General features: G+C 40.1%; 6 protein-coding genes. 3 read left to right on the forward strand and 3 right to left on the reverse strand.

All coding sequences use genetic code 11. The annotated features are described in order from the left end of the window. Positions 1-473: 473 nt before the first annotated feature. On the reverse strand, positions 474-959 hold the full coding sequence (locus A4S05_RS09460) for a molybdenum cofactor biosynthesis protein MoaE (RefSeq protein WP_069069579.1): 486 nt from the start codon (positions 957-959) through the stop codon (positions 474-476). Between the two features lie 919 nt (positions 960-1,878). Here A4S05_RS09460 and A4S05_RS09465 point away from each other — a divergent pair. After that, on the forward strand, positions 1,879-3,918 hold the full coding sequence (locus A4S05_RS09465; RefSeq protein WP_069069580.1) for a hybrid sensor histidine kinase/response regulator: 2,040 nt from the start codon (positions 1,879-1,881) through the stop codon (positions 3,916-3,918). On the opposite strand, the gene A4S05_RS09470 is transcribed toward A4S05_RS09465, so the two are convergent. Next, a complete protein-coding gene (locus tag A4S05_RS09470) occupies positions 3,915-4,331 on the reverse strand; it encodes a KTSC domain-containing protein (protein ID WP_069069581.1) in 417 nt (138 codons plus the stop codon). The two genes, A4S05_RS09465 and A4S05_RS09470, sit on opposite strands and share 4 nt — an antisense overlap. A 451-nt stretch (positions 4,332-4,782) precedes the next feature. On the opposite strand from A4S05_RS09470, the gene A4S05_RS09475 reads away from it, so the two are divergent. Then, complete coding sequence (locus tag A4S05_RS09475; RefSeq protein WP_069069582.1) at positions 4,783-5,175, forward strand: hypothetical protein; 393 nt, start codon at positions 4,783-4,785, stop codon at positions 5,173-5,175. 179 nt (positions 5,176-5,354) lie between these two features. Here the strand turns inward: A4S05_RS09475 and A4S05_RS09480 are convergent, their stop codons facing one another. Further along, the gene (locus A4S05_RS09480) at positions 5,355-11,030 is read right to left on the reverse strand and encodes an alpha-2-macroglobulin family protein (protein ID WP_176726958.1); all 5,676 of its coding nucleotides are present in this window, start codon (positions 11,028-11,030) and stop codon (positions 5,355-5,357) included. A gap of 484 nt (positions 11,031-11,514) precedes the next feature. On the opposite strand from A4S05_RS09480, the gene pbpC reads away from it, so the two are divergent. After that, a complete protein-coding gene (gene pbpC, locus A4S05_RS09485) occupies positions 11,515-13,854 on the forward strand; it encodes a penicillin-binding protein 1C (protein WP_069069583.1) in 2,340 nt (779 codons plus the stop codon). Positions 13,855-13,972 lie beyond the last annotated feature (118 nt).

The raw sequence follows: 13,972 nt of genomic DNA on the forward strand, positions 1-13,972 counted from the left end.
CCCATCCCCGTGAGGGGCGATGTGATCGTAAAGGACAAATTACGCTTAAGTTTTTGAAAAATTTCAAAAGTTTCCATCCCCTTTCGGGGCGATGTGATCGTAAAGTCAGATTCAGGTTAGCTTGAATCTGATCCAGCCATTACGTTTCCATCCCCTTTCGGGGCGATGTGATCGTAAAGAGTTCACTTCTGGAAGCCTTACAGGGAGAGGGTTTGAGATACCCAAATCGACACCACTTTTTTGAATGTCAATAACTCCCAAGAAATTCTCAATAACTCTTCACCTTCACAGGCTGGAAAGCTTGCTGTGTAAATAATCGACACCACTCAACGAAATTATGCGGTTTTCAAGGTTCTGGCGAGTGGTGTCGATGAGTTCAACACATTTGAAAAAAGAGTATAGCATTTTACCTGTGGTTGTCAAGATTTTGTCAATCTGACTCCTGAATTCTGAATTCTGAATTCTTCTTCAAATCAACAATTTTCTCCTGATGTTTCACAAGCGCCAATACTCACCCAACGGCTAGAACCATCTTCCCAATGTTCTTTCTTCCATATTGGTGCATTGTGTTTGAGCGTATCAATAGCATATTGGCAAGCTTCAAACGCCTCACTCCGATGAGGACAACCCACTGCTACTAAAACGCTGATTTCCCCAACTCGCAAACGTCCAACGCGATGATAAATCGCTACTCGATTCACATCAGAGGTAGATAAACGAATATCAGCAGCAATTTGATAAAATATCCGCATTGCCATCGGTTCGTAAGCTTGATACTCTAAAGCAACCACAGGTTTACCATCGGTTTGATTGCGAACCATACCACTCATCACAACCACAGCACCGTTGGCTGGATCATCAGACTTGGTATAGATTTCTTCGAGAGATAATGGTGCAAAGGTAATGGCAAAACTATCTTCGGATCTTGGCTTAACAGCAGAGGCTAGTGTAGTCGTCATAACTGCATTGATATGATGTGGGCTTTTTCTATTCTCTCTGAACTGAGCATTGCTGGTCTATGTTTTATTAGAAGAATTCAGAACTCAGGAGTCAGAAAACAGGTATGAATTTTGAACTTCATTGTGGATGAATCCAAGGGTTTAAGACCCCCACTAAATCTGCATATTTAGTGGTGCAACAATTCAGTAGCGGGTCGTAATCCCGCACTGATTCATTCTGACTTCTGAATTCTGACTCCTGAATTCTTCATCAAGGCTTAAAAATTCTCTTCTCAGAGTAAAAATGTTTTTTTATGTTAGCGAAAAATAATAATGCCGCAAATCTTCTAAAATTTACTTAAAATAACCAAATTGCACTGTTATCCTCTTCAATGCATATTATTATAATTAAAGCGGTCAAGTTATCTGCTTGTTCGCGTCTTGAAATAATTGGATAGTCATGGACACTTAAGAGGTTGTTTGAAAAGTGTTTCGCTGTGATTTTAGGCACTTTAGATCCCCCCTAAACCCCCTTAAAAAGCTACGGTTGTCAAATTACCCCCCTTAATCCCCCCTTTGCAAGGGGGGAAACCGGAAAATCTTATTTTGTTCCCTCCCCTTTGCAAGGGGGGAAACCGGAAAATCTTATTTTGTTCCCTCCCCTTTGCAAGGGGAGGGTTAGGGTGGGGTAAAACCTTGGTTAATCAGCTATTTCAGACTTGTGTGTACACCGTAGCCTAAAAAAGAGGAACCAAAATCAAAGTCCCCCAATTTATCGGGGGATTTAGGGGGATCTAAAATTTTTGATACCGAAAAGAGGACTTTTCAAACATTCTCTAAGATATTGATGGCAATCCCCACCTACAAAAAGGTCGATAAATACGCGTTTCTTAGTAACACGAGGACAAGTTGTCACTCAGCAATAGTTAGGAACAATTTCATGAAATCTTTCGTGTGTAACAATGAATCAGCGAGACTTGAGGCTTTGCGTCGATACCAGATTCTCGACACTCCACCAGAAGAAGCATTCGACGATCTAGCATTCTTAGCCGCACAGATTTGTAACACACCGATCGCCTTGATTAATCTAATTGACGCTAACCGTCAGTGGTTCAAAGCCAAGGTGGGGTTGAATTTACCGGAAATGCCACGAAATAACGGGTTCGACTCGATTTGTATGGAAAGTGGCGAAGTTTTGATTATTCCCGACACCTTAGCCGATACACGATTTGCGACAAATCTCCTAGTTACTTCTGCTGAATTTGCTGTGAGATTTTATGCTGGCGTACCTTTGTTAGCACCGGGAGGAGAAGCGATCGGGACTCTGTGTATAGTTGATCGCGTACCACACCAAATCAGTCTCCAACAGGTGGAAGCACTGCAAACTCTGAGCCGTGTGGTAGTTAGACAACTAGAAATCCGACGGAACTCAGTTGAACTAGCAAGCGTGCAACAGGAGTATAATCAGGCACGGGAAGCATTGCTGGATATTGTCAGTGATGCGATCGCTGTGCAAGATTTGTCTAACAAAATTTTATTATGGAATAAAAGTGCTGAAAAACTTTATGGCTGGAAGCCAGAAGAAGCTATAGGTAAGCAGTCCGATGAACTTTTATCTATTGAATCTTTGACGCAACACCTAGAAATTTGTCAGACTGTTGTAAGAAATGGTTTTTGGCAAGGTGAGTTACACAAAACCAGCAAATCTGGCAAAAAACTGATTGTTGAAAGTCGCTGGACGCTGATCAAGGATGAGCATTTTCAAGCTAAATCAATTCTTGTCGTTGATACTGATATTACCCAGATAAAACAACTGGAAAAGCAATTTTTTCATGTTCAACGCATGGAAAGTATCGGTACTCTTGCTAGTGGGATTGCTCACGATTTAAATAATTTGTTGTCACCAATTTTGATGTCAGTGCATCTGCTCAAAGCTAAAAGCTGCGATCAACAAATTAATCAGATGCTATCAATAATAGAAAGCAATGCCAAACGTGGTGCTGATTTGGTTAAGCAAGTGCTGTCATTTGCTAGGGGAATTGAAGGTGATGTTGAAGGACAAACGGCTACGCGTCAACATACTGTGCTTCAACTCAAGCACCTGATTTTAGAAATGCGGCAAATTATCTCACAAACATTTCCCAAATCAATTGCAGTGTACACCGAAATTCAGGAGGAATTGTTACCTATTTGTGCCGATAGCACCCAACTGCATCAGGTACTCATTAATTTGTGCCTCAATGCGCGGGATGCCATGCTTACAGGCGGAACTTTAACAATATCTGCCGAGAATATTTGGATTGATGAAACTTATGCGAGTATGCATATAGAAGCTACAGTTGGTGCTTACATTATCGTGAAAGTTGCTGATACAGGATTTGGAATTAGCAAAGAAATATTAGATAGAATATTTGAACCATTTTTTACAACAAAAGAGTTGGGAAAAGGTACGGGACTTGGACTATCAACAGTCATGGCAATTATTAAAGAACATAGTGGTTTTATCACCGTATCAAGTTATGTAGGCAAAGGAACAGAATTTAAGGTGTATTTGCCAGCAGTTAATCAAGCTCCAACGCAGTCGTTAGAAGATATAGAAATACCGATTGGTTCTGGAGAATGCATTTTAGTTGTAGATGATGAAGCTGCCATTCAGGAGATTACTAAAACATCCCTAGAAAACTATAATTACACAGCAATTACTGCTAGTGATGGGATGGAAGCATTAGCAATTTATGCCCAATATAAAGAGAAAATTAGTGCTGCAATTATTGATATGATGATGTCCAAAATGGATGGAGCAACTACCATTCGCACATTGCAAAGTATCAATCCGCTATTGCCGATTATTGCTGTTAGTGGACTGGTAACAAGTGAGCAAGTACCAATCGATAAAACAGCTGAGTACACGGCTTTTTTACCTAAACCTTACACAACACAAGAATTATTGAAAACCCTAAATGCAGTTATCAGTCATTAATCTGCACCATCTAGCCGATCGCAGTCATATCTACCTTTAATCTCTTGATTGAAAAAGCTGCCAATTGAGTTAGAGGAATGTAAATCTTCCCAAGTATCCTCGTCTATGCCTAAGTATTGATAAACAGCACCACTTTGAAACTCAACTTGCAAAATCTGTTCGTTGCGATCGTAGCCTACAGCCATAGCCATTGATGAGACAACTGGTAGCATGACAATTGGTTCTTCTTCAAATGGCAATGCAGGCGTTTCAGCAATCGCTTCGTTAAGTTCTTGCAATCCTTCATAAGCTTCTATTGGCGCCGGAATTTCCAAAAACTCTAGTTCATTGCCTCGATCGAGCAACAACTGCAAATATCCGTCAGAGTGAGCGATCGCAACTAAACTGCTCAAGTCTACCTTAGATAGCTTCATTTATATGCTCTCCTGTTGGCATAGTCGGGAGTGTTAAAGTTTTGTGCAACACTTACGTGTTTATAGTACAAATATACTATAAAAGCATTTAGCTGTCAAGCTTGCTAAAACACTGAGTAAAGAATATGTCAGAACAGACCTTCATTCAAACTGACTTTGAGCGATCGCAGGACATTAACTCATCTCAAAGCTTTTCGAGTCATTAATCATTAGCACCAATGACAAATGACCAATACTTCTCTACGAGAGGCTGCACTTCGACAACCTCAGTACAGCTGAAAAATGACCAATGGCCAATGACCAATGACAAATGACAACGTTCACTAGTTCACCCTTTTGGGTGAGTCATATATCAACCGATCAGGTGACCTGACCGAAGGAAGCTGAGATTAAGAATAAAGAGGAATCTATTACTAAGGAACACCGATCGCATTTTACCTAAGAATAACTTATGAAACTTGCTACCTTAATAAATTCTGCACTAATTTTTGCTTCTATTACTCTTTTACCTGGAATCGCTAACGCTCAAACAGCTACTACCAACAACAATGAAATAATAGTTATTAACTCTAACAATTTATCCAGTAACTCTACTGCTGTTAGTTACCTCCAGCCTTTCAATCTAGTTACTTTTGCTTATCAAGGAGGTCTGCAACAACACGGCATTCCTAGCGGCGGAGAGCTAGTATTTAAAACTTTGAACAGAAATATTATTGCGAAAGATGTGGTTAAGGCTGCTGTTAATGCAGATAAATTACCATCACAAGTTTTAAACGACCAAAGTTATCTCAGTGCTGTTAATTTAGAACTCAATGCATTGCCCGATTATGCTGCTGCTGACTGATTTTGTTTTTCTTATAGAACCGATTTGGCATCTAACATTTCCTAGCCTTTTTCCACAATAAAAACTAAGGGTCTGCTAAATTCAACGCCCAAATTCTTCTGATGTATATTGCAAATAAACTTCCGCACCAGTCCAAGAAAATATACTTGGATTTGTTGTAGCCAAAGATGGCACAAATATTACTTCCCATCCTCCAATATTAATGTAGACTCAGCAGTACGCCCAAATTCTTCTGGTGCATATTGCAGGTGAACTTGAGCACCAGGCCAAGAAAATGTCCCAGGTGTTACAGAACGGACTAAGTAGTGCAAGCTATAAACTCCTGGTTCCAGGTGGTCGGCGTAGGCGATAATGCGATCGCGGTAGATATTTCTAAAACCAAGTTCCCAGCTATCGGCTTTTGCTTGTAATGCGGCTGTGGTAGTTTGAAAACTTGCATCCACCGCCTCAAAGCCTGATGGTAACGGATCTTTAATTACTATATGATCCACAGGATGATCAGCAATAATTTCTAAACCAATATCAAACACCTGTCCAGAGGCTAAATTTAAAGGTTTATCAAAAGCGTAAAGACCTGTTTTTTGCAGAACTTTCTCTTCATTTAATTTGCTAATTTCTCGTGTTACGCGTAAACCATTAAATCTGCCTGGTTGATTTCCCTGCAAGCGGTATTTATAAGCAACTAGATAGTGCAAAGTGCCATTACCTGATTTTTGCAGCGTTAAATCATTACGCCCACGAGGTAATAGATTCATTGGCACAATTAGTTGTAAGCTAGGATTTTTATAGCCATTAAACTTATTTTCTCCTAACTTATTACCAGCTAATTGCACTGTGGCAACAAAATTAGGTGGTGTGGGTTGCAGTTGGCTATATTCTACCAAAGCTGTTAATGCTTGGGCATTATTATAGTTAGTTTGCCATGTGCCATTCCGTCGCAATGCAAGAAGACTTTGGAATAACTTATTTATAACTTCGGGTTTACTCTGCTTGGCAATAAATAAGCGTAAAGCTTGTGCTTGCGCCGTGGTAGATGAACTCATCCATCCCCAACTTGTTGGTAAACTCACAACTGCTGTGCGACCAGTTTCATATATATTCTGTTGCAGCTTGTTCACTAATTGTTGAGATTCGTCTTGCCATTCTGGGAATTGAGATAAGTATCGCGCTAGTTTAATTTGAGTTACTATATCAAAGTTATTGCGCTGTTCATAAATATCTGCAAGAAAAGTATTGCGTTTTTCACCCACTTCTGCTAAGGCAATTAAAGCATTAAGTTGCAGTTGTCTTTTACAGAGTAGTTGTTTGCAAAACTCATATTCTCCAGGATTCGCCAGAACTTTTTGCAGATAAACTTTCAGGCGAGACAGCATTGCAGAATCGACTAAATTCGGGAACACCTGACTGGCTTTAGCCAAAGATTCAGCCGCATAAGCAGAAACCCAAGGGTCTGATTTTTCTTGTCCGGGGAAAGCAGCAAAACCACCATCGGCTATTTGGAGTTTTTGTAATTTTTCAATTGCCTGATTTGCCTTTTGGCTAGGATTAAATTCTGCAAATGTTTGACCATATTTTTGGGCAATAGTTTGCAGGTTAGCCGCAATTATTAACTGACTTGCAGCCGGTTCTGTAAATGGCAAATCCTCATCTTCTAAAACTTGTTTTGCTGGTGCTTGAATCTCCGGTATCAAAGTACTCGCCAACTGAATATCTAAACCTCCTGCACCGGGGAAGGTATTTTTATCAATATTCAGGGGAATCTTCACCTGTTTTTCAGTGACACCAGTTTCAACAACTTGTTCTGTAATTTCAATTGGCTTAATTTCCAAAGGTACTTCAAAAGCATCTGCGGCTGTACCATTTAGCTGAGTGGTGAAGCGAACTTTAGCAGTTCCCACACTATCCGCCAGCATGGGAAAGCGATAAGCCTGAGTTGCAGATTCAGCTTTGGTTTGCAAAGCAGTAGTTGTGGGGTTTTTATCAGCAAACTTCACAGTACCGCTAAGTTCGCCATTTATTGAGAGATTTCCTGTATTCCCGGTGTTGTTAGTTACGGATAAACCAGCGAGAATGCGATCGCCTGGACGGGCAAATTGTGGCAAGATGGCATTAGTTAGTAGTGGCTTGGTGCTGATAAACGTCGCCTCCCCATTCCCGAAACGCAGATTTCCATCAGTGGCGACAGCCATCACTCGCCATGTAGTTAAGTCATCCGGGAGTTTAAAGGTTATCTGTGCATTACCATTTGCATCGGTAAGGATAGAACCGTTGTAGTAAGCTAAGGCTTTAAAATCGGTGCGAGTGCGAGTATTTGCTGCACCAGTTGACAAACCACCGCCATAACCCCAACCTTTGGGTTTAGCTACATCTTGCGTTTGTAATATGACATCTGGGCGATTATCGCTAAAGCGGGTAGATATTGGCTGTTCTGCATAAACTGTATCTACCAAATCTGGCGGACGATAACCAGAAAGTTGTAACACCGCCTCGTTTACCACCATGACTGTAAACTGTCCTTGAGTGGGGTTTCCTTGATTATCTTTTAGTTCTAGTTGTACTGTTTCTTCTGCACCAGGTTCTAATGATGCTTGCACTGGCTTAACTTGCAGTTTTAAATACTTATCTTCTAAGTTAACTTTAAAAGGTGTAAAACCAATTTTCACCAAATTATCTAAACTTCCCGGTTCCACTTGGTTTATGGGTTTACCTTGTCTTACTAACACAGCTTCAATGGCTGCATTTGGCAGCATTTCTGGCGTAACTTGAAACTGAATTTGTGGTGCGCCTCCCTGAACTTTGATAATCTGCTGATAAAGGGGTTTGTCTTTAATCACAGCAAAGTACAATTCTGCTTCTGGATAGGGAGATTGAATTAGTGCAGTAGCAGTTTCACCAGGTTTGAACTCTTTTTTATCTAATTTAACTTCTAAGACATCTTTTTCTCCCGAACCCCAAAATACTGGATTTTCTCCAGTTGCCCAAATTTGTAAATCTGTGGCACTTAATTCGCCTTTGGCATCGCTAAAATTAACTCTAATCCGATATGAACCAGATTCCGGTGCTGTTAAGTTTACCGATTGCGGATTACTAGCAGACGTAATTTCTGCTTGTCCCACTGTTTTATATTCAATTTGATTTTTTGCTGTCCGGCTACCTTCCACCAACTGCGTGACGCTGCTGTATTTTATTTGTTGTAATTCTAGCCGCACCCGTTGACCTGTTATCGGTTTTCCTGTAGGGTCAGTAACAATCACTTCAGTGGAAAAAGCCTTACCAGCATCAGCAATAAAATTGCTTTTTAACCCAATGAGGCGATTACTCGGTAAAGCAGTAAAAGTTTTGGAATTCGCTACAGATAAATTAGAAACATCTGCAACTTCCACATCTACCCGGTAAGTCATCGGATATGGTAAATCATTAGCCACATTCACAGTTTGACTACTTTTACCATTAGCATCTAGCTGGGCATTATTTTGCAATACATCACTAGATATAGTAGGGGTTTCCTCTGGCCATAACCATTGCCTACCAAAAGTAAATTCTTCCCAACCTTTAGGAATAAAATTAGCCTGTTGGCGAGTGATAAAATATTTTGCTTCACCACCTTCTACAGGTGGGCCAAACAAATAATTGCTTGTAGCATTAATATCAACTTTCTCGTCAATAAAAGCAAATTCTTTATTTAAGTTGAGTTCAACTTTAAAATTGGGTGGCTTAAACTCAGCTACCCGAAATTCTCCAGAAATTTCTTGTCCATTCTTCCCCTTCGCCTGGATAGTATGGTAGCCTAAGCGCTCAGTAGTCTTGATTGGCAGTTCCAGAGAAAATGTGCCAAATTCATTTGTAGTTTGCGTACCTAAATTGGTCTTTTGTCCATCAGGATTTACCAAGGTTAATTGGTAAACAGCATTTTTATCTTGCTGAATCGCCCCATTTTGTAAGTAGTCAGTAAAACCAGTTAACCAAGCTTTTTCGCCTGGTTGATATAACTGTCTATCCGAGAAAATTACCCCGCGTGATTCTGACTTACCATTTTGCCAACCTGCATCAATACCATATCCATAAACACCGCTATATTCTTCTGTTCTAGCAAATGCCCAATCTTGATTTTCACGGGCAATTACTAATAATTGTGGTGATTTACTAGAGCTTTCATTCCCAGAATAACATTGCTGTAATCCTTCACCAACAACTCTAAAAATTCCATTTTCATCAGTTTTACCCGTTGCACAAGGTGCTGGTTCTGGGCGAGATTTTGCTTGTAATTTTGATTGATAAATTTCAATAGCGCTATTTTTAACTGGTGAACCATCTGTAAGATGATTGACGCGAATTAAACCTGACTCAGGAAACCACTGAGTAAATACGCCCAAATTCGTCAATTCAACCATTCCATAAGTCGTAGGTTCTCGCCACAGTTCCTTGCCATTCTCCTGGTATTTATTAGTGCGGGCTTGCACTCCATAAGCTAACATTCCCGTAGCCGCACTTATTTTTTCCCGGAGAGGAATAGCAATATCAACTGATTGATTTTTCTTACCTGATACGTTAAAACTTTGCCATTCAGAAGGTTTTGGTAAGAAATCATTACTATAATTAAAATAAACTAAATCTGTCGGTTGAACTACTCGATAAGCTGCTTTGTATTTTGACTCTGGTAGATTTCCCGTACTAATATTTAACTGTAAATCTTTGCCTGTGGGGAAAATATTCAAATCTGATGGTACCCAAATATCCCCAGCTAAATCTCCAGTATCATATTTCAGTGTTAGAGGTTTACCTAAAGTTTGTCCAAACTTATCTTTGAGATTTCCACCAATAGTAATTGTATAAGTTTTGGCAGGTTCTAGCGCATAAGGATTGATACCAACAATTTTATCCTCATCATTAACTTCCAGAATTCTCGAAATGTCTTTTGGTGCTGGATTAATAGTAATATTTTCTTTAGCTGAATCTGCCAATAAGACATTATTAAATTCTAGCTGCGGACTGCCTTTAATAAATCGTCCAAATGTTCCCCCTGAATCTGGCTGTCCGTAAAAGTTAATTTTCTGAAATGCTAAAGGCGAATAAGTTGCTAACTTACTGACAAATTCTTTCTCTGTCGATAAATTACCATAAGCAGGACGTATTCCGGGAGAAAATACCAGGCGATAACTGGTTGCTTTTTCGAGATTTTGTTGTGGGATGAGGTTATAAATCCAATTGCGTGCCGAAGGATCAAATTTTTCTAAAGGTTCTTGATTTTCTAATGGTTTTTCTTCTTTGTTTAATTCGACTTTGAAGCCTACACCCTTGTCTTTTCCTTCAGGAATTAACTGTAAATGCTCTTGTACAGAACCTAAATCCAATTCGACATTGGAAGTAAACTGTAATTTTTGTTGTAAATCAATTGGTTCAATATCAGCCTTCTCAATGGGATTAACACCGGGTAAATTAGTCAGGTTGATAGATTCGGTGTTGAAAGTCCAAGGCAAATCTTTGTCTAGGCGATGATTTTTTAAATCGGCTAAACCTGCTTTGAGAGTGACTTGAAATCGTGTCGCTATTGGCAATGCTTTATCAGCTTGAAAACCCACCATACGCGGTGTTAAAAAGCGAAATTGACCGGGTAAAGGCGGCCAAAGGGCAAATTTTTCTAATATTTTCTGCTGTTCGGGGCTATCAAGACTTTCAACTGGGATTAAAGCTTCTTTAAAACGGATACGGATTTGGTTGAGAGGTTTGGCATCCCCAATGGGACTTATTTGTTCAATCCAATCTGGTAATTTTGGTGGTGTGAGTGAAGAAACTGCTGGGAGTTGTTCTTTACTTGAGTTGATACCAAAAAAATTACACCCTGCCATCCCTAGCATAAATGTAAAGAGAAGAAGAAACTGGATTGTTTTTTTCCGGCTTGAAGAACGTCCAAATTTTTTTAACGAGCTGCTAATAAGACTAAGAACGCGATAGGTTATTTTATGGTAGAAACGCAGCAAAACTCTGATAATCATCTTTTTAGTAATTCAAAATAAAAAATTATAAACGATAGCAAATAAAAATTTGCATTGCTTCATGAATGGGCAACGCCAAGACTGATAAAGGACGCAAGATAACTAGTTATTTGTACCCCACCTTGAATGTAATATATGTTTATTTACATAGATAACTAATCTACTGTAATTGTTCCAAAAATGACTACAATTCTTAACCATAAAGAAATATTTAAATTTCGCAAACATTGATTTAATTTTGCTAATTTATGACAAATAAATTATTAAGTATTTGACATATTACCTGATGTAAATGTAATCATTGCGTCAAAATTAAGGTAGGTTTTTTTGGGCACTGGATTCCCTGATGAGACTAATTTCACGATCGCTACTCAAAATTAAGCACACTAGTAAGATTATCCTGGCTGTGCTGTCAATCTGTCTCGTGGTACGCCTCCTACCTTATTTTGCGCCCATTCGTGCCGCAGACATTGCCCAAAATCAGTTGGCAATGCAATTTAGCGATCGCAATGGTTTACCATTAGGAACATTACTCACCCGTGACCAAGAGCATACATCAGTAGTACCACTAAATCAGGTTTCGCCCCAGTTTATCCATGCCATTCTAGCCGCCGAAGATAGCAGCTTTTACCATCACGGGGCGTTGGATATGAAAGCTGTTATCCGCGCCAGCAAAGAAGCCATCCACGCCAAAAGAATTGTTTCCGGCGCTTCCACTATTACTATGCAGTTAGCGCGGATGTTAGAACCAGTGCCGCGTACTCTGTCAGGTAAAATGCAAGAGATTTGGCTATCTTGGCGGTTAGTAGCAGGGATGAACAAAGATGAAATTCTCTCTGCATATATCAATCGGCTGCCAATGGGAGGGAATATATATGGTGTAGAAGCAGCCGCGCAGACTTATTTTTCCATCCCAGCTAGTGAATTGAATCTTGCCCAAGCTAGTTTGTTAGCTGCTATTCCCAATAATCCCACATATTTTAACCCTTACGAACATTGGGAACGGTTGAAGCAGCGGCAAAAATACGTCCTTAATCGGATGGTACTAGAAAAACATATTAGTGGTGCGATCGCAGATCGAACATCCACCGAAAAGGTTGTATTTCAGTCTAGCCAACGAGGAATTATCGCCGCACCACACTTTTTATTTTGGTTAGCAAATCAAATCCCCCCAACCCCCCTTGAAAATAAAGGCTTAACTCCCCCCTTTTTAAGGGGGGTTAGGGGGGAGCAATCCGTGATTCGCACGACTATAAATCGCCCTTTACAGCAGTTTGTCGAAGCACAGGTGCAGCAGGTAATTTCTTCCCTAGCCGCTAACAATGTCCATGATGCAGCCGCGTTGGTGATTGACAACCGCACTGGTGAAGTTTTGGCTTATGTCGGTTCACCTGATTACTTTAATGAAGCCAAACTGGGACGCAATGATGGAGTGCAAGCCCTACGTCAACCAGGTTCTACCCTCAAACCTTTTGTCTATGAATTAGCTTTAGAAAAAGGTTTAATTCGCCCAAATACCATTTTGGCAGATGTACCCGCCCATTATGCAATTCCCGGCGCGAAACTTTATAGCCCCACAGATTACACCGAAAGTTTTCTTGGCCCTGTGCGGGTGCGAATCGCTTTAGCAAATTCTCTGAATGTTCCCGCAGTAAGGGTTTTAGAAAAAGTAGGCGTAGAAACTTTCTTAGAACGATTGCATCAACTGGGCTTTGAACACCTTAATCAAACCCCAGAACATTACGGTTTAGGGTTAACTCTCGGTAGTGGCGAAGTCAGTTTATGGGAATTAGCTAGAGCTTACGTTACTATGGCACGACTTGGAGAAGCTACACCGCTAGTAAGCACATTTTCCAATTCCCCAATCCAAAATCCAAAATCTAAAATCCAAAATTCGCCGACAATATGGCAATTAATCACCAACATGCTCAGTGACAGCTATGCTCGCGCAACAGCATTTGGTGTAGACTCTGTGTTAAATTTACCTTTCCCCGCTGCTGTTAAAACTGGCACTTCTTCCAATTTTCGAGATACTTGGACTGTTGGTTTCACTACAGATTACACCGTCGCTACTTGGGTAGGCAATTTCAACGGTGAACCAATGCGACAAGTTTCAGGTGTGACAGGTGCAGCACCCCTGTGGAATCGGATTATGTTACATCTGCACGAAAATCAAGAACCAGCAGGTTTTCCGCCTCCAAAAGGTTTAGTGCAATTACCTGTTTGTGCAATTTCAGGATTACGACCAACACCAGATTGTACATCAGTGGTGCAGGAATATTTCTATCCTGAAGATAAAAGTAATTACGAACGTGAAAATCAATTCAATTTACCATCAGAGTATAACGAATGGTTGGCAAAACAACAGCAATCGAATTTTACTTCTACTAATTTGAGAATTTTATCTCCACATCATGGCGATTTATTTCTACTGTATCCAGGTGAAGAGGCGAAGCAAAAACTAGAATTCAAACTAGCAGGAAATAAATCTGCACCTGTGGAGTGGTGGTTAAATGGTGAAAACTTAGATACAAATGCAACTAATTCTTTATTTTGGAATTTGCGTCCTGGTAAATGGACTTTGGAAGCTAGAAGTGGAGAAATGAGCGACAAAGTAAGTTTTAAAGTGGAGTTAGCAAATATTAAACCTACACGTCGAGGTTTTTCTATTATTAACAAAATGTAGGGGTTTAAATCCCCGCCTTCTATCAAGCCGCAAGTGTTGATATCTGATTTAAATCCCCGTTACAACACGTAATTGCTCTCTTCTCTACGAGACGTTAAAAGCGTAGCTTGCAACTCTT

It is taken from the genome of Nostoc sp. KVJ20 (genome assembly GCF_001712795.1).
Classification (GTDB): domain Bacteria; phylum Cyanobacteriota; class Cyanobacteriia; order Cyanobacteriales; family Nostocaceae; genus Nostoc.

What these genes read in the sequence shown, in the direction of transcription:
- pbpC (WP_069069583.1), top strand. Translation starts at nt 11,515, where the DNA reads ATGAGACTAATTTCACGATCGCTACTCAAAATTAAGCACACTAGTAAG.
- A4S05_RS09470 (WP_069069581.1), bottom strand. Translation starts at nt 4,331, where the DNA reads ATGAAGCTATCTAAGGTAGACTTGAGCAGTTTAGTTGCGATCGCTCAC.
- A4S05_RS09480 (WP_176726958.1), bottom strand. Translation starts at nt 11,030, where the DNA reads ATGCTAGGGATGGCAGGGTGTAATTTTTTTGGTATCAACTCAAGTAAA.
- A4S05_RS09465 (WP_069069580.1), top strand. Translation starts at nt 1,879, where the DNA reads ATGAAATCTTTCGTGTGTAACAATGAATCAGCGAGACTTGAGGCTTTG.
- A4S05_RS09460 (WP_069069579.1), bottom strand. Translation starts at nt 959, where the DNA reads ATGACGACTACACTAGCCTCTGCTGTTAAGCCAAGATCCGAAGATAGT.
- A4S05_RS09475 (WP_069069582.1), top strand. Translation starts at nt 4,783, where the DNA reads ATGAAACTTGCTACCTTAATAAATTCTGCACTAATTTTTGCTTCTATT.